This window comes from Pseudomonas sivasensis (genome assembly GCF_013778505.1).
Classification (GTDB): domain Bacteria; phylum Pseudomonadota; class Gammaproteobacteria; order Pseudomonadales; family Pseudomonadaceae; genus Aquipseudomonas; species Aquipseudomonas sivasensis.
The window spans coordinates 639,934-656,029 of the sequence record NZ_JAAOWU010000001.1 but is presented as its reverse complement, the minus strand read 5'-3'; the positions used below and the strand labels follow the sequence as shown (position 1 = coordinate 656,029).

Here is a 16,096-nt window from a genome sequence, read left to right as displayed (position 1 = left end):
GCCTGCTCAAAAGGAAGGTGACTAATGCGTATTGATCGTTTAACCAGCAAATTACAGTTGGCGTTATCGGACTCCCAGTCGTTGGCGGTGGGTCTCGACCACCCGGCCATTGAGCCTGCACACTTGATGCAGGCTCTTCTGGAACAGCAAGGTGGTTCTATCAAGCCCTTGCTGATGCAGGTGGGCTTTGATGTCAGCAGCCTGCGCAAGGAGTTGAGCAAAGAGCTCGACCAGCTGCCAAAAATCCAAAATCCAACCGGCGACGTGAACATGTCGCAGGATCTGGCGCGCCTGCTTAACCAGGCCGACCGCCTGGCCCAGCAAAAGGGCGACCAGTTCATCTCCAGCGAACTGGTGCTGCTCGCCGCCATGGACGAGAACAGCAAGCTCGGCAAGTTGTTGCTGGGCCAGGGCGTGAGCAAGAAAGCCCTGGAAAATGCCATCAACAACCTGCGTGGTGGCGACGCGGTGAATGATCCTAACCACGAGGAGTCGCGCCAGGCCCTGGACAAGTACACCGTCGATCTGACGAAGCGCGCCGAAGAAGGCAAGCTTGACCCGGTCATCGGCCGCGACGACGAGATTCGTCGCACCATTCAGGTCCTGCAGCGTCGCACCAAGAATAATCCTGTGCTGATCGGTGAGCCTGGTGTGGGTAAAACCGCGATTGCCGAGGGTTTGGCCCAGCGCATCATCAATGGTGAAGTGCCGGACGGCCTTAAAGGCAAACGCCTGCTGTCCTTGGACATGGGGTCGTTGATCGCCGGTGCTAAGTTCCGCGGCGAGTTTGAAGAGCGCCTGAAATCTCTGCTTAATGAACTGTCGAAGCAGGAAGGGCAGATCATTCTGTTTATCGACGAACTGCACACCATGGTCGGCGCCGGTAAAGGCGAGGGGTCGATGGATGCTGGCAACATGCTCAAGCCAGCTTTGGCTCGCGGCGAGTTGCACTGCGTAGGTGCAACGACGCTCAACGAGTACCGTCAATATATAGAGAAGGATGCAGCCCTTGAGCGTCGCTTCCAGAAAGTGCTGGTGGAAGAACCGAGCGAAGAGGACACCATCGCCATCCTGCGCGGTTTGAAAGAACGCTATGAGGTCCACCACAAGGTGGCGATCACTGACGGTGCGATCATTGCTGCGGCCAAATTGAGCCATCGCTATATCACCGATCGTCAGTTGCCGGACAAGGCCATCGATTTGATCGACGAAGCGGCCAGCCGCATTCGTATGGAAATCGACTCCAAGCCGGAAGTGCTCGACCGCCTGGATCGGCGCCTGATTCAACTGAAAGTCGAATCCCAGGCTTTAAAGAAAGAAGAAGACGACGCTGCGAAGAAACGCCTGGAAAAACTCCAGGAAGAAATTTTGCGGCTTGAGCGCGAGTATTCGGACTTGGAAGAGATCTGGACCTCGGAAAAAGCCGAAGTGCAGGGCTCTGCGCAGATCCAGCAAAAGATCGAACAGTCCCGTCAGGAACTGGAGGCTGCACGCCGTAAGGGCGACCTGAACCGCATGGCCGAATTGCAGTACGGTGTCATCCCGGACCTGGAGCGCAGCTTGCAAATGGTCGACCAGCACGGCAAGAGCGAGAATCAGTTGCTGCGCAGCAAGGTGACCGAGGAAGAAATCGCCGAAGTCGTCTCGAAGTGGACCGGCATTCCTGTGTCGAAAATGCTCGAAGGCGAGCGCGACAAGCTGCTGAAGATGGAGCACCTATTGCACCAGCGCGTGATCGGCCAGGAAGAGGCGGTCGTAGCGGTGTCCAACGCGGTACGGCGTTCGCGGGCCGGCTTGTCCGACCCGAACCGCCCGAGCGGCTCGTTCATGTTTCTCGGCCCGACCGGCGTGGGTAAGACCGAGCTATGCAAGGCGCTGGCTGAGTTTCTCTTTGATACTGAAGAGGCCATGGTGCGGATCGATATGTCCGAGTTCATGGAAAAACACTCGGTGGCTCGCCTGATCGGTGCTCCACCAGGCTATGTGGGCTACGAGGAGGGCGGTTACCTGACCGAAGCCGTGCGGCGTAAGCCTTACTCGGTGATCCTGCTGGATGAGGTCGAGAAGGCGCATCCGGATGTATTCAACATCCTGCTGCAAGTGCTGGAAGATGGTCGGTTGACGGACAGTCACGGGCGTACCGTTGACTTCCGCAACACGGTGATCGTGATGACCTCCAACCTGGGTTCCTCCCAGATCCAGGAGTTGGTAGGTGATCGTGAGGCCCAGCGTGCTGCGGTAATGGATGCGCTGACCACACACTTCCGCCCGGAATTCATCAACCGGGTCGACGAAGTAGTGATCTTCGAGCCCTTGGCGCGTGATCAGATCGCGGGCATCACCGAGATCCAGTTGGGCCGCTTGCGCGGTCGTCTGGCAGAACGCGAGCTGTCGCTGGAGCTGAGCCGCGAGGCGTTAGACAAGCTGATCGCAGTCGGTTACGACCCGGTGTATGGTGCACGGCCTTTGAAACGTGCGATCCAGCGCTGGATCGAAAACCCGCTGGCGCAGTTGATCCTTTCAGGCAGCTTTATGCCAGGCACCAGCGTAGAGGCGACTGTGGAGAACGACGAAATCGTCTTCCATTAAGCCCGGATTGCAGCGTTATGAGAGAAGGTCCCGCATCGCGGGACCTTTTTTTTCGTTAGGGCGTTGAACTGTAAGGAAAAGGCTTGTAAAGTGCGCCCCGCAGCAACGTCAGCCCACGGGTTTCTTCTCCCCAAGAAGAAATCAGAAAGAAGCGCAAATCATTGTCTTAAAAGCAATTTAAAGGGTTGACAGGGGTTTTTAAGATTGTAGAATAGCGCGCCTCAGAGACGCTAACGTAGAGATACGGACAGGGTCGAAGAGGAGAGTTTCAAGCAGTAAAAGTTGTACTTTGAAATATGTAGTTCCGTGATAGCTCAGTCGGTAGAGCAAATGACTGTTAATCATTGGGTCCCAGGTTCGAGTCCTGGTCACGGAGCCAATTTCAAACCGGGGTATAGCGCAGTCCGGTAGCGCGCCTGCTTTGGGAGCAGGATGTCGGGAGTTCGAATCCCCCTACCCCGACCATTTTTGGGTCGTTAGCTCAGTTGGTAGAGCAGTTGGCTTTTAACCAATTGGTCGTAGGTTCGAATCCCACACGACCCACCATTTTTGAGACCAGTTAGCGCTGGGATCGAATCTTAAGATCAGAGGCCAAAAGCGCTGATCGAAGAAGGCGACTGAGAGGTCGCCTTTTTTTTACCGGGGTATAGCGCAGTCCGGTAGCGCGCCTGCTTTGGGAGCAGGATGTCGGGAGTTCGAATCCCCCTACCCCGACCATATTAAAAATCCTCGTATCGAAAGATACGGGGATTTTTTTTTGCGCACGCAAAACCTCAAAACACTGCGCATCAAACGTGAGAGGGGGCCTGGTCCCGACAGCAGTCTGTCAGCCAATGAAGACATAGCTGACCCACCGCCATCGGGAGCAGGCCCCCTCCAACATTATTTTATGTTGTTAGTGAAGTTTGAGTCGCGGCTCAGTACCACGCCCAATCCTGCTGCCCAGCATCAGCATCGCCGTGCGGAAGAAGCCATAGAGCGCCATCTGGTGCATCCGGTACAGCGACACGTAGAACATCCGCGCCAGCCAGCCTTCCAGCATCACACTGCCTGTCAGATTGCCCATCAAGTTACCCACCGCTGAAAAGCGTGACAGCGAGATCAGCGATCCATAGTCGGTGTACTTGTACGACGGCAGCTCCTTGCCCTCGATGCGTAGCTTCAGCGACTTAGCCAGCAACGATGCTTGCTGGTGGGCAGCCTGGGCCCGTGGTGGTACGTTGCGGTCGGTGCCCGGTTGCGGGCACGCGGCGCAGTCGCCGAACGCAAAGATATTTTCGTCGCGGGTGGTTTGCAGCGTCGGCAGCACTTGCAGCTGATTGATGCGGTTGGTTTCCAGGCCATCAATATCCTTGAGGAACCCTGGCGCGCGAATCCCCGCAGCCCACACTTTAAGACTGGCCGGAATCACCTGGCCGCTACTGGTAATCAGTGCATCGGCGGTGACTTCGCTGACGGCCGAGTTGGTCAGCACGGTCACGCCGAGCTTCTCCAGGGTTTTATGCACAGGCCCGCCAATACGCTCCGGTAGGGCGGGCAGTACGCGTGGGCCGGCTTCGATCAGGGTGATGTGCATGTTTTCCGGCTTGATTCGGTCCAGGCCGTAGGCAGCCAGCTCATGGGCAGCGTTATGCAGCTCGGCGGCGAGTTCGACGCCGGTGGCGCCGGCGCCGACGATGGCGACACTGATCTGCTCGACGACATCGGTCTGTCCGGCATGTGCGCGCAGGTAGTGGTTGAGCAGTTGCTGGTGAAAACGTTCGGCCTGTTTGCGGGTGTCGAGAAACAGGCAGTGTTGCGCCGCGCCCTCGGTGCCGAAGTCGTTAGTGGTGCTGCCTACCGCAATCACTAGGCTGTCGTAGCTCAGAACGCGCGCAGGCACCAGTTCGCGGCCCTCTTCGTCGAGGGTGGCGGCCAACTGAATCTTCTTCTGCTCTCGGTCAAGCCCGCTCATGCGCCCCAGTTGGAACTCGAAGTGGTTCCATTTGGCCTGGGCGACGTAGTTGAGTTCGTCTTCCGAAGAGTTCAGCGACCCGGCGGCCACTTCGTGCAGCAGCGGCTTCCAGATATGGGTCAGGTTGGTGTCCACCAGCGTGATGCTGGCAGTGCCACGCTTGCCCAGAGTCTTACCCAGGCGGGTAGCCAACTCCAGACCGCCGGCGCCGCCGCCGACGATAATAATACGATGGGTCATAGGGATATCTCGCAAGGCTAAAAGAAATCGGAGCAGTTACCCTCGCGAGCGCCAGGCAGCTCATAGCGTTAGGTAACTCAAAAGGCGGCTCAGCAGACCGAGCCCGATCACCACCACCAGCACCACACCAAGGAGCAGCCACGGCCGGAAAGGCTTGCGCTCGACTCGGTTTTGGGAGAGTTGCAGATACTCTTCGACATGCTTTTGGTCGTCGGGGTTCAGGCGACTGGTCATATAAGGCCTCGTCAGGTAGACGTTGCAAAAGGGCGCCACGTTACAGTCGGGGTGGGATCAGAGGCTGATCCCCACGTCGAACACTATGCTGCGCCCCAGGTTGTTGCGCAAGAAATCCGGGGCGTCCGGGTGAGCGAACAGCACTCGCGCGAACGTTGGCCCCACCAGAGACAGCGAGCGCCAGCCTTGGCGCAAGTATTCGGTGGGGGGGGGGAAGTGGCTGTTGAGGTCGAGCACTTCGCGCTTGAGGCTGGTGAACGCGACAAGATCCAGTTCGCCCAGGTCCATCCCGCGCTCTTTGTAGTTGTGGGCCTTCTTGCGCAACGTGGGCGCCAGGCGCAGCAGGAATTCATGAGCGGGGATTCGCCGAGGCTTGGCTTCGCGCCGCACCAGTTGGCTGAGGGAGAATGCGCTACGCCGGCGCAGCAGTTCGTCTCGCCATTCGTCGTTCAGTCGCCGCCCTTCATCAAGTACGAAAAACACCTCGAAACTGGCATCGCGAAACAGCACATCCGGTGGTTCTTGACCTGCGGCATGAAACTCTTCGGCGCGGTAAGGCACGTTCAAACCTTGCAGCAGGCGCTGGCAGACCCAACGCTCACGCTCCCATTTGCGGGCATTGGACAGGAACGCATTGGCTTGTTCGGCTGCTACGGTGAGCAGGCGCAAATAATCTGAGTCATCCATGCATGCAGCTTAGCGTCCAAATGATGACCGCAGGAAGTCCTGCCGCAAAAGCCAGGGTGTAGACTGGCCTTTCAAGCGTAATTCCCCCGAATGAGGAGCGTGCAGTGAAGTTTCTGGTGGTGTTGTTGCTAAGTCTTTTACCGGTATGGGCGCAGGCTGTTGAAGTGGGCGAGCGCCTTACTCCCTGGACCTTGCTCGATCAATTCGACCAAGCCTATACCCTCGATAACCATGCGCAGATTCTGCTGGTGGCGCGCAGCATGGACGCAGCGAAGCTGGTAGATGCTGCGCTGCTAGGCCAACCTAAAGGCTACTTAGAAGCACGGCACGCAGTGTTCGTCGCCGATATCCAGCGCATGCCTCGACTGATCGCCAAACTGTTCGCGGTACCCGCCATGCAATCCTACAACTACCGGGTCATGCTGGACCGTGACGCGCGTATCGCGCCGCGTTATCCCGCAGCGGCGGATAAAGTGCTGTGGCTGCAGCTGGAAAACGGTGCGTTGGTTTCTCAGCACGAATACGGCACTGCTGCCGAATTGCGCCAGGCCCTGGAGCAGGTGAGGCCGTGATCAGCGCCGCAGTGCTGGCGCCCACAACCCTGGGCATCGGCTGGCTGTTGTACGCGCCGGTGCTGCTATGGGCGATCCTGCGCTCGCCCTGGGTCGAGTTGTTTGCCGACCGGCGGCGCCAGCATTTGCTGTTCGGTACGGTGTTCGCACTGTTCATGTTGTGGCTGGTGCGGCGGGATTTCGACACTGGTGTGTCCTACCACTTTATTGGTATGACCGCCGTAACCCTGCTGCTGGATTGGCCCCTGGCCATCGTCGGTGGTTTTGCCGCCCAGTTCGGGTTAATGCTGCTTGGGCGCCAGGACCTGGCGGCCCTTGGCGTCAACGGCCTGCTGCTGGTCGTGCTGCCGGTGCTGATCACCGAAGGCTGTGCGCTTGTGGTCGAGCGGGCGCAGCCGCGCAATCCTTTCGTGTATATCTTTTGCTGCGGTTTTTTTGCTGCCGCGCTGTCGGCCTTGCTCTGCCTGTTACTGGGGTTGGGTTTGCTATGGTTTGACGGCCGTTTTGCCATGCCGGAATGGCTGGAAGATTTCGTCGGCTACCTGTGGCTGATCATCTTCCCAGAGGCCTTTATCAACGGCATGGTCATCAGCGCTCTGGTGGTGTTTTGCCCCGAATGGCTGGAGACCTTCAACCGCACCCGCTACCTCTCTGCGCCTTGGAAGGATGACGATTCGCAGCGTTGATCCAGATCAAACCCAGGGCGAGCGAGCAGGCCCATGCTCTGCCAAATTTTAGATAAGCAGGCGGGGAGCACGGATCATGGGTGTGTATGAGTGGGCACGGCAGGAGTTGCGAAAAAGCCAGGATGCGGCGCAGGAAATCGGTTTCGACCCAGGCCTGACCCTGCGGGCCATGCTCAGTGCGGTTGTGCAGCAGAGCAAGGGCGTGCGCAGTTTTGAAGACCTGGCCGACGAGCTGCAATACCTTGCAGAAAACCTCGACGACCAGAAGGAATATGCCTTTATGCGGCCTTAATGGCGAGGCGGCAGATCTTCGGAAAACAGCTCGTCTTCTGCGTCCGGGGCTACGGGGATCTTGTGTTCTTCAGCGGCCCAGGCGCCCAGATCGATGAGTTTGCAACGGTCCGAGCAAAACGGCCGGTTGAGATTGTCGGTTTTCCATTCCACGGGGGCGCCGCAGGTTGGGCAGTCGACGGTCAAGGGTTGGCTCATGATCGGCCTCCACGCAAAGTAAGGTAAAAGTGATGCAGTCGCTCGACCTCGCTGTGCAGCCAGGCGAGGTCCTGGTCATTGACCAGTACGTCATCGGCATGGTTCAGGCGGTCTTCACGGCTGGACTGAGCCTCTAGAATCGCCTGTACTTGCTGTTCGCTGATGCCGTCGCGCTGCAGGGTACGCTGAATCTGCACCGATTGCGGCACGTCGATCACCAGGATGCGCTGGGTCATGCTGTACTGGCCGGACTCGATCAGCAACGGCGACACCAGAATCGCGTAAGGCGAGCGCGCGCGCGCCAGGTGGCTGCGAATCTCCTCGCCGATCAGCGGGTGTAGCAAGCCTTCCAGCCATAGGCGCTCTTCAGGTACTTCAAAGATCAGCTTGCGCAACGCGGCGCGGTCCAGTTGACCGTCGGGCTGCAGCACGTGTGCACCAAAGTGCTCGGCGATGCGTGCCAGTGCCGGCCGGCCAGGCTCGACCACCCAGCGCGCGGCGTGGTCGGCGTCGACCAGGTCCACGCCCAGGTCGATAAAGTGCTGGGCCGCCGCGCTTTTACCGCTGCCGATGCCGCCGGTGAGGCCAAGAATCCAGGGTGTTGCAACAGAAGTGGTCATCTGAAACCGACAGACTGCAAATAGAAGTCGGTTATTTGACCACCCCAGAGCAATGCAATCCAGCCGGCAATTGCCAGATACGGACCAAACGGCATCGGGGCCGAAGCCTGAGTCTTGCGCACGCGCATCAGGATCAGCCCGATAACCACTCCCACCAGCGACGACATCAACAGTGTCATCGGCAAAATCTGCCAACCACCCCAGGCGCCTAGCAGTGCCAGTAACTTGAAGTCGCCGTGGCCCATGCCGTCCTTACCGGTGACCAATTTGAACAGCCAGAACACGCTCCATAAGCTCATGTAGCCGATCACTGTGCCCCAAAGGGCGTCGGGTAAAGTCGTCAGTAATTCAAAGCTGTTGACGATCAACCCCAGCCACAGCAATGGCAGCACCAGCACATCCGGCAGTAATTGGTGGTCCGCGTCGATCAGGCTCATTGCTAGCAACCCCCAACTCAATATCAGCACTGCTGCGGCTTGCCAGCCAAAGCCGAAATGTAGGGCGACCCAGGCCGAGATCAGCCCGCACGCAAGCTCGGTGAAGGGGTAGCGTGTGCTGATGGTTGCCTGGCAGTGGGCGCAGCGGCCTCGGAGTATCAGGTAACTGAGCACCGGGATGTTTTCCCACGGCCGGATCGGATGATCACAGTGCGGGCAGCACGAGTTGGGGTGCATCAGGTTGTAGGTCGGCCCGGCAGGCTCAGCAGGTAAACCGAGCACTTCGTGGGCCTGAGCACGCCATTCCCGTTCGAGCATTTTTGGCAGGCGCCACACGAGCACATTGAGAAAACTGCCGACGATCAGCCCCAGTACCGACGCTATCGCCACAAAGGCCCATGGGTGCTCACTCAACAGCAAATTCAAAATGCGCTCCCCAGTTGGAAGACCGGCAGGTACATGGCGATGACCAGCGTCGCGACAATCCCCCCCAGAACCACCATGATCAGCGGTTCCATCAGGCTGGTGAGGCTGTCGACTTGGTTGTCCACGTCGTTCTCATAGTGGTTGGCGACTTTTTCCAGCATCTGTTCCAGCATGCCCGATTCTTCGCCGATTGCTGTCATCTGAATCGCCATACTGGGAAACAGGCCGCTGTTGCCCATGGAGTGATTCAACTGCATGCCAGTGGATACATCGTGACGCATATGTTCGATTGCCTGTTTGAACGGGGCATTGCCCACGGCGCCGGCGACTGAGTCCAAAGCCTGTACCAGTGGAACACCGGCTGCAAAGGTGGTGGACAACGTACGGGCGTAGCGGGCCACTGCGGATTGTGTCAGCAGTTTGCCTGCCAAGGGCGCATTCAACAAACCGGCGTCGAGCCAGTAGCGAAAACGCGGCGAGCTCCGATAGGCCTTACGCAACCCCATGATTCCGGCGGCAATGCCCAACACCAGCATCCACCAGGCTTGCTGCACGAATGCCGACAAGGCGATCACCTGCAAGGTAAGCGTTGGCAGCTTACCGTCAACCCCGGCGAACAGGGTCTGGAACTGCGGAACTACGTGAACCAGCAGTATGCCGGTGACCAGGCTGGCAACCACCAGGACCGCAACGGGGTAGGTCATGGCCTTTTTAATCCTGGCATTGAGTTGCTCGCTCTTTTCGCGGTGGATCGCTACCCGGTCCAGCAGGGTCTCCAGCGCACCCGCTTGTTCGCCCGCGGCCACAAGGGTGCAGTACAGCTCATCGAAGTAGCGCGGTTGTTTACGCAACGCCTCGGCCAGACTGGTGCCGGCTGCGATGTGCTGTTTCAGGTCTTGTACCAGCTCACGCACCGCGCGGTTGTCGAAGCCTTCGTTGATGATATCGAAGGCTTGCAAAAGGGGGATTCCGGCTCTGAGCAGCGTGGCCAGTTGGCGAGTGAACAGCGTGATGTCAGTGGCTTTAACCGAATGAGTAAGGCTTGGCAGCATCGGGGAGTGCTTGCGCACACGGCCAGGGCTGATGCCTTGCTGGCGTAGTTGCGCCTTGACCAGGGCAGGGTTGTGAGCCTTGGTTTGCCCGGACACCCTGCGCCCTTTTCGGTTGATGCCTTCCCAAGCATAAATCGTTGAAGCGTTGTTCATGTCGCGGTTCCGCATATAAACCTTCGAAGATTTATAGCGTAGTCAGGTGACGGATTCGGGCGTGTCGAGGGCGCAGGATAAAATGTCAGAATGTGCGTCTTGTGCGCGATTGACCGCTTACGGGTGAGTACACTGGCGCCGCTGAAAAAAACGGGGTGCAGGACGCGCCTTGTCATGAGTTCTATTCTGGAGAGTGAATGTGATGAGTCAAAAAGGCTTTACCTTGATCGAGTTGTTGATCGTCGTGGCAATCATCGGCATTTTGGCCACCATCGGCCTCCCGATGTACACCACACACCAGGCCAAGGCCAAGTTCACTGCCGGCCTGGCTGAAATTACTGCCTTGAAGGCCGGCTACGAAGACACCTTCAATCAGGGCACCGTACCCACCTTGGCCTTGATTGGCGGCACGACCCCAACCGCCAACTGCAAGATCGATGTTGCAGGCGACGTCACGACGGGCGTGGGCTCCATCAGTTGCGAAATACTTGATGCGCCAGCGCCTGTGCTGGGCAAGACCATCAGCCTGACGCGCAGCGCCACCGGCTGGAAATGCACTACAACTGCTGAAGAGAAATATGCCGGCAAGGGTTGCGGCGCATAACTGCTAAACCATCCACAGGGAAGTAGAGGTGGCCGATGGCGTTATCCGTACAGCAGCGAGGCGGTGTGTTCCTGGTAGCAGTGGTGTGCTTGCTGACGATTGGGATCTGCGCACCGTTCAGTGGGCACGATCTGCAGCGCGTAGTGCAGATTGCCATCGGGGTCTGTGCGGTGCTGTATGGGCTGTCGGTTACCAGGCTTGAACCCTTGGTGGATAGGTTTACGGGCTGGGGCCTGGCGCTGGTTCTGGTGATGGGCATGGTGTCTTCGGTACTGGCCCATCAGCCGCTCTGGGCCTTCACCGAGGTGGCATTGTTTTTCAGTTGCGCTGCGATTGCCGTAGCGTTTGCCTTACTCCGGCGCCACGGCGGTGAGCCGATGGATCGTGTGCTGATACTGGTTGTGGTGCTGCTGTGCCTGATCAAAACCATCCAATATCTGTATGCCGGTGCGCTCGCATTCACCAGTGGTGCACGCACGCTGGATCCAGACCTGTTGCTGTCAGGCTTTTCCAACAAGCGCTTCTACGGTCAGTTCCAGACATTCACCCTGCCGTTACTGGTGCTTCCCCTGCTGATACCCAATATCTCCCGCGCCCTGCGAGGTGCGGCGTTTGCTTTGTTGTGCGTCTGGTGGCTGATTGCGATAAGCGGTGGTACGCGCGGTACATGGCTAGGGATGGGCGCGGCGGGTTTACTGCTGGCGCTGCTGGGGCCCTGGGGGCGACGCTGGATGGGGTGGCAGTTGGCCGCTGTCGCAGGCGGCCTGTTGTTGTACTGGCTGGTATTTACGGCGCTGGCCGACCACTTGGGGATTGTGCTTTCCAGTGGAGCCGGTGATCGCCTCACCACCTCGCTGTCTGGGCGTGGTCCAATCTGGTGGCAGGCATGGCATATGCTTGTCGAGCGGCCATGGCTCGGGTTCGGGCCGATGCATTTTGCTGATATTGCCAACGAGATCGCCGCCCATCCGCATCAGTCCGTTTTGCAATGGGCCAGCGAATGGGGTGTGCCGTCGGCACTCTGCGTGGCGGTGTTGGCGTGGCGTTCCGGATGGGCCACGCTTGGTGTGCTGCGTGAGAGGGCGCTGTCTGCCGAGCGCGTTGATCTGTTGCGCTTATGTCTGTTTGCAGCGTTGGTCGGCGCCTTGGTGCAGTCCATGGTCGACGGCGTGATCGTGATGCCCATTTCCCAAGTCTGGCTGGCACTGACAATCGGCTGGCTAATGGCGCTGCATGTGTGGGGCGCCTCGGCAACGGTTGCGCTACCGCTGGTTGGGTGGGCTTGGAAAGTACTGAGTGTGCTGGCCGTTGGTCTGTTGATTGCGATTGCACTTCGCGATGTCCCTCACATCGCGCAAGCCCAGCAGCAATACCTGAGTGACCATGGAAATCACCTGCAACCACGTTTCTGGGCCCAGGGGGTCATTGCTCGCTGAGGGGTGTAAGTTGCCGGACGCCCGATGCGGTGCTAGCTTTAGCCCATCGCCCGTGTAGCTCAGTTGGTAGAGCAGCGCACTCGTAACGCGAAGGTCGCAGGTTCGATTCCTGTCTCGGGCATAAAGGCGCTACTGTTTTAGATGCAGTGTTTAAACGGCAACGTTTTCAGATGATCCCAGAATGGTTCTGAAGGCCAGACGAGTCGGCATTCATGCCCGCTCTTTTGTATCTGCGCAACCTTGATGACCCAGATGCATCCCCATTCCTCGATCTAAGAGAACAACATGACCACGACTGAAATGACCCAGGAAGTTCGACATCAAGCAGCCCTCGAAAAATACATCGGGGAATCGCCGCAGCTCAAAGAAGAGATCAAGGACCTGAGCGCCGATGATCAGCGCGACCAGATCCAGTGGGCATTCGAGGACGAGGCCGAGAGCCAGGGCCTCCAGCCTTGGGAGTTGACCCTCAAGTACACCTCGACACCGGAAGAGTTCGAAGCCGCACGGCTGGCCTTGCACAAAGAGGCGGCCGAGGTGCTGGGTGTTGATTGGGAAGAGTATTGCGAGATGAATAACCTGGTCGTCTGACGCCGACGTACTTGTGTGGTGTGCGGGGCAGCCCGCTCACCACAATCAAGCATCAAATATTGACCTCAGATGCTCAGTCGCATAGACAAGTCCACCGCCTTAACATCCTTGGTCATCGCGCCGATGGAGATGTAGTCCACTCCGGTTTCAGCGATGGGCAGCAGGGTGCTTTCATTGATCCCGCCACTGGCTTCCAGCTTCGCCTTGCCGCCGTTCAGGCGCACGGCTTCACGCATATCTTCCAGGCTCAATTCATCCAGCATGATGATGTCGGCGCCCGCTGCCAGTGCTTCGCGTAGTTCGTCCAAGCTTTCCACTTCGATTTCCACCGGCTTGCCGGGCGCGATTTTGTGGGCGGCGGTAATGGCTTGGGCGATACCACCGCAGGCCGCGATGTGGTTTTCCTTGATCAGGAACGCGTCATACAAGCCAATCCGGTGGTTGTGGCAGCCACCACAGGTCACGGCGTATTTCTGCGCCAGGCGCAGGCCGGGCAGGGTTTTTCGGGTATCCAGCAGCTTGACCTGGGTGCTGGCGACAAAATCTGCGAGGAACCGGGCGCGTGTGGCGACCCCGGACAGCAACTGCAGGAAGTTCAGGGCAGAGCGTTCGCCGGTGAGCAACGAGCGCGCCGGGCCTTCGAGGTGGAACAGGGCTTGGTTGGGGCTGACGCGCTCGCCGTCGGCCACTTGCCAGTGCACGGCGACCCTTGGGTCCAGTTGGCGGAAGACTGCGTCTACCCAGGCCGTACCGGCAATCACAGCGATATCGCGGGTAATGATGGTGGCGGTGGCCAGCCGTTCGGTCGGGATCAACTGCGCGGTGATGTCGCCGCTGCCGATGTCTTCCAGCAGTGCACGGCGCACGTTGGCTTCGATTTCGGCGGTGAGGTCGGCAAGACGGAGGTTCGGCATAACAGGCTCCACAAACAAAGTGCCCCGATTATAGGGGTAGCGTGCATTCGAACCCAGAGTCACCGCTGATTTACCACGCAATGTCAGAGGGTGCTGGCGCAACGGCCCTCATTTGCAAGATAATCCTGCGCCTTGCAATTGGCGTCATAGCTTTGACGTCCTGGTGATGAGCGGTTTCCACAGCGCCCAACGGGCCTGTACCCGATCTTTCCCCAACTCAATACCGCCGTTTCAGGAGGCCAGGATGCACAATGACGGAAAGGTGGTGCCAATCAACAGGGCACACGCCACGCCATCGCCGCTCGCGCGCCTGCCGGTGGTACTGCTGCAGGTTCGCGACAGAGCCGCGCAACAGTTGCAGCAGGGGCTGCAGGAATTGTTCGATAACGCCGACGACACGTTGTTCGAGATGGCCGACAAGGCCCGCAGCAACGTGGATCACCATATTTTCTTTGAAGCGATGCGCGACCTGCGCCTCAAGCGCAAGAATTTCGAGCGCGTGTTCATGGAGCGGTTATTCCAAGCCTTTGGCGGCCTGGGTCAGGCGGGGAGGGGCGAGCTTCAGATGGTGCCGGTGATGTCCTATGACACGGCGCCAAGTTCATCCAAGGATGAATTGGAAAAAGCCGTGGCACTTGAGGCCATGGTCGGCCGGGTGCGCAACCGAGACGGCCTGGCGCTTGGGCAGTTGACCGCGCGCTTGAGTGCCTTGCTGGGCAATAACCTGGATGATCGTGAAAACCCTTTGGGCCCGGCGCTACTGTGCGAGTTTTTCCTGCGTGCGGGGCGCAGTTTGGGTGTGGAGATCCGCGTCAAACTGATCATGCTCAAACTGTTTGAAAAATACGTGCTCAGTGACGCCGACCAACTCTACGGGGAAGCCAACCAGTTGCTGGGCGCCACCGGCGTATTGCCGGAACTCAAGGCTGTACCCTCCCGTCGTCCCGGCGAGCGCGCCGCTCGTGATTACCAGCGTGAAGCAGCATTACCCAGCGCGGAGCAACCCGTCGACGAGAATGGCCAGCAAGCCTTCGCCGCTTTGCAGGCGCTGTTGGCCCCCGTGCGCGGTAGCGTGTCGCCTACGCTTGAGGCCAGCGCAGAACCCCAGCCCATCGCCACCCGCGACCTGTTGCGGCTGTTGTCCCATTTGCAGCAGTACGTGCCGGAACCGGAAGTCGAAGATGATTTCGACCTGCGTAACCAGCTTGAGCAATTGCTCACCCGTGTCAGCGTCAAAAGTGGCAAGTCGCGGGTCGTGGAGGATGCGGACGAAGATGTAATCAACCTGATCGCCTTGCTGTTCGAATTTATCCTCAACGACCGCGCCGTGCCGGACGCCTTCAAGGCTTTGATCGGCCGACTGCAGATCCCACTGCTGAAAGTGGCGGTGCTGGACAAGAGTTTTTTCAGCCGTGCCAGCCACCCAGCGCGGCGCCTGTTGAATGAAATTGCCACGACCGCCATGGGCTGGAGCCCGGTCGCTGACTACCAGCGCGACAGTCTGTATCTGCGCATCGAGCAGGTGGTTCAGCGTTTGCTCAATGAGTATGTCGAAGACCCGGCGATTTTTTCCCTGTTGCTGACTGAGTTCAATGCGTTTACCGCTGATGAGCGTCGGCGCTGCGAGTTGCTTGAGCAGCACACTCGCGACGCCGAAGAAGGGCGCGTGCGCACTGACGCGGCGCGAGCACGGGTGGCCGAGGTGCTCAATCGACGGCTATTGGGCAAGGTTTTACCGCGAGCTGTGGTGCTGTTTCTGCAACAGGCCTGGAGTCAGGTGCTGTTGCTGGCCAGCCTCAAGTACGGCGAGCAGTCGGTGCAATGGCAAGCAGCGCTGCGCACCATGGATGAGCTGATCTGGAGTGTGAGCCTGCCGCAAGACACCGAAGCCGGGGGCCATTTAGTAGAGCAGTTGCCGGGCTTGCTCAAGGCCCTACGCGACGGGTTGACCAGCGTAGCCTTCGACCCCTTCAGCACCCGTGATTTTTTTGTTCGTTTGCAGGCCCTGCATGTCCAGCCGACCGAGGGTGTCGATGGGTTGATCGAAGTGCGCGAACCTTTAGTGCTCAGCACAACGCCGCCTGGTTCAGTTGAAGATCTCCCGGCGGATGATCCGGACCTGCTCAAGGTTTACAAATTGCGGATCGGTGACTGGGTCGTGTTCCAGCCAGGGCAGCCCAGCGCTCTGCGGTGCAAGCTGATGGCGATCATGGCACCGGCCAATACCTACGTTTTTGTTGGCCGCACCGGGCTCAAAGTCCTGGATAAAAGTGCAGGCCAACTGGCGCTGGCGTTCAAGCGTGGGGCGCTGTACATCCTGGATGATGGGCCGCTGTTCGAGCGAGCACTGGCGGCAGTGGTGGGGCAACTGCGTCAACTCAATCGCGGCAAGTGATCGCAACCACGGGGTCG

16 protein-coding genes and 5 tRNA genes are annotated in these 16,096 nt (G+C 58.8%); 13 read left to right on the top strand and 8 right to left on the bottom strand.

What is annotated here, in order from left to right; all coding sequences use genetic code 11:
* Nucleotides 1-24 precede the first annotated feature (24 nt).
* The 5 genes from clpB (at nucleotide 25) to G9Q84_RS02935 (ending at nucleotide 3,306) form a co-directional block, all read left to right on the top strand.
* Nucleotides 25-2,589: an ATP-dependent chaperone ClpB gene (clpB, locus tag G9Q84_RS02955; RefSeq protein ID WP_032886186.1), complete on the top strand. Its 2,565-nt coding sequence runs from the start codon at nucleotides 25-27 to the stop codon at nucleotides 2,587-2,589.
* Nucleotides 2,590-2,892: 303 nt separating this feature from the next.
* A tRNA-Asn gene (locus tag G9Q84_RS02950) sits at nucleotides 2,893-2,968 on the top strand.
* Between the two features lie 9 nt (nucleotides 2,969-2,977).
* A tRNA-Pro gene (locus G9Q84_RS02945) sits at nucleotides 2,978-3,054 on the top strand.
* A gap of 5 nt (nucleotides 3,055-3,059) precedes the next feature.
* Nucleotides 3,060-3,135: transfer RNA gene (locus tag G9Q84_RS02940), tRNA-Lys, on the top strand.
* Between the two features lie 94 nt (nucleotides 3,136-3,229).
* Nucleotides 3,230-3,306, top strand: a tRNA-Pro gene (locus G9Q84_RS02935).
* Between the two features lie 178 nt (nucleotides 3,307-3,484).
* Here the strand turns inward: G9Q84_RS02935 and G9Q84_RS02930 are convergent.
* Genes G9Q84_RS02930 through G9Q84_RS02920 form a run of 3 tightly spaced genes read right to left on the bottom strand, consistent with a single transcriptional unit; the run spans nucleotide 3,485 to nucleotide 5,704 of the window.
* The gene (locus G9Q84_RS02930) at nucleotides 3,485-4,783 is read right to left on the bottom strand and encodes an NAD(P)/FAD-dependent oxidoreductase (RefSeq protein ID WP_032886187.1); all 1,299 of its coding nucleotides are present in this window, start codon (nucleotides 4,781-4,783) and stop codon (nucleotides 3,485-3,487) included.
* A 60-nt stretch (nucleotides 4,784-4,843) separates the two neighbouring features.
* Nucleotides 4,844-5,017, bottom strand: coding sequence for a DUF3094 family protein (locus G9Q84_RS02925; RefSeq protein ID WP_032886188.1), 174 nt, complete (start codon nucleotides 5,015-5,017; stop codon nucleotides 4,844-4,846).
* Nucleotides 5,018-5,074: 57 nt separating this feature from the next.
* Nucleotides 5,075-5,704, bottom strand: a complete 630-nt coding sequence (locus G9Q84_RS02920; protein ID WP_032886189.1) for a DUF1780 domain-containing protein — start codon at nucleotides 5,702-5,704, stop codon at nucleotides 5,075-5,077.
* Between the two features lie 104 nt (nucleotides 5,705-5,808).
* Between G9Q84_RS02920 and G9Q84_RS02915 the strand changes: the two genes are divergently transcribed.
* The 3 genes from G9Q84_RS02915 (at nucleotide 5,809) to G9Q84_RS02905 (ending at nucleotide 7,254) form a co-directional block, all read left to right on the top strand.
* Nucleotides 5,809-6,276 carry an FAD/FMN-containing dehydrogenase gene (locus G9Q84_RS02915; RefSeq protein WP_099601096.1) on the top strand — a complete coding sequence of 156 codons (468 nt, stop codon included), beginning with the start codon at nucleotides 5,809-5,811 and terminating at the stop codon, nucleotides 6,274-6,276.
* Entirely contained in the window at nucleotides 6,273-6,962 is a 690-nt protein-coding gene (locus G9Q84_RS02910) for an energy-coupling factor ABC transporter permease (protein WP_122752395.1), read from the top strand. Before G9Q84_RS02915 ends, G9Q84_RS02910 begins: the two co-directional genes overlap by 4 nt.
* A gap of 76 nt (nucleotides 6,963-7,038) precedes the next feature.
* A complete protein-coding gene (locus G9Q84_RS02905; RefSeq protein ID WP_181642864.1) occupies nucleotides 7,039-7,254 on the top strand; it encodes a hypothetical protein in 216 nt (71 codons plus the stop codon).
* Here the strand turns inward: G9Q84_RS02905 and yacG are convergent.
* The 4 genes from yacG to G9Q84_RS02885 are packed head-to-tail and all read right to left on the bottom strand — an operon-like array spanning nucleotide 7,251 to nucleotide 10,139.
* Complete coding sequence (gene yacG, locus G9Q84_RS02900) at nucleotides 7,251-7,451, bottom strand: DNA gyrase inhibitor YacG (RefSeq protein ID WP_032886193.1); 201 nt, start codon at nucleotides 7,449-7,451, stop codon at nucleotides 7,251-7,253. The genes G9Q84_RS02905 and yacG overlap by 4 nt on opposite strands.
* Nucleotides 7,448-8,071, bottom strand: a complete 624-nt coding sequence (gene coaE, locus G9Q84_RS02895) for a dephospho-CoA kinase (RefSeq protein ID WP_181642863.1) — start codon at nucleotides 8,069-8,071, stop codon at nucleotides 7,448-7,450. Before coaE ends, yacG begins: the two co-directional genes overlap by 4 nt.
* Nucleotides 8,068-8,934 (bottom strand): prepilin peptidase, encoded by an 867-nt coding sequence (locus tag G9Q84_RS02890; protein WP_032886195.1) that lies wholly within the window; start codon nucleotides 8,932-8,934, stop codon nucleotides 8,068-8,070. The genes coaE and G9Q84_RS02890 overlap by 4 nt, the downstream gene beginning before the upstream one ends.
* Nucleotides 8,931-10,139, bottom strand: a complete 1,209-nt coding sequence (locus G9Q84_RS02885) for a type II secretion system F family protein (protein ID WP_181642862.1) — start codon at nucleotides 10,137-10,139, stop codon at nucleotides 8,931-8,933. The genes G9Q84_RS02890 and G9Q84_RS02885 overlap by 4 nt, the downstream gene beginning before the upstream one ends.
* Before the next feature lie 202 nt (nucleotides 10,140-10,341).
* Between G9Q84_RS02885 and G9Q84_RS02880 the strand changes: the two genes are divergently transcribed.
* The 4 genes from G9Q84_RS02880 (at nucleotide 10,342) to G9Q84_RS02865 (ending at nucleotide 12,770) form a co-directional block, all read left to right on the top strand.
* Nucleotides 10,342-10,743 (top strand): pilin, encoded by a 402-nt coding sequence (locus G9Q84_RS02880; protein ID WP_032886197.1) that lies wholly within the window; start codon nucleotides 10,342-10,344, stop codon nucleotides 10,741-10,743.
* Between the two features lie 35 nt (nucleotides 10,744-10,778).
* On the top strand, nucleotides 10,779-12,179 hold the full coding sequence (locus G9Q84_RS02875) for an O-antigen ligase family protein (protein ID WP_122755575.1): 1,401 nt from the start codon (nucleotides 10,779-10,781) through the stop codon (nucleotides 12,177-12,179).
* A gap of 48 nt (nucleotides 12,180-12,227) precedes the next feature.
* Nucleotides 12,228-12,300, top strand: a tRNA-Thr gene (locus tag G9Q84_RS02870).
* Nucleotides 12,301-12,464: 164 nt separating this feature from the next.
* Nucleotides 12,465-12,770 (top strand): DUF6388 family protein, encoded by a 306-nt coding sequence (locus G9Q84_RS02865; protein ID WP_032886199.1) that lies wholly within the window; start codon nucleotides 12,465-12,467, stop codon nucleotides 12,768-12,770.
* A 65-nt stretch (nucleotides 12,771-12,835) separates the two neighbouring features.
* Here the strand turns inward: G9Q84_RS02865 and nadC are convergent, their stop codons facing one another.
* Nucleotides 12,836-13,684 (bottom strand): carboxylating nicotinate-nucleotide diphosphorylase, encoded by an 849-nt coding sequence (nadC, locus tag G9Q84_RS02860; RefSeq protein ID WP_032886200.1) that lies wholly within the window; start codon nucleotides 13,682-13,684, stop codon nucleotides 12,836-12,838.
* A 244-nt stretch (nucleotides 13,685-13,928) separates the two neighbouring features.
* On the opposite strand from nadC, the gene G9Q84_RS02855 reads away from it, so the two are divergent.
* Nucleotides 13,929-16,079, top strand: coding sequence for a DUF1631 domain-containing protein (locus tag G9Q84_RS02855; protein WP_181642861.1), 2,151 nt, complete (start codon nucleotides 13,929-13,931; stop codon nucleotides 16,077-16,079).
* Nucleotides 16,080-16,096: the final 17 nt, after the last annotated feature.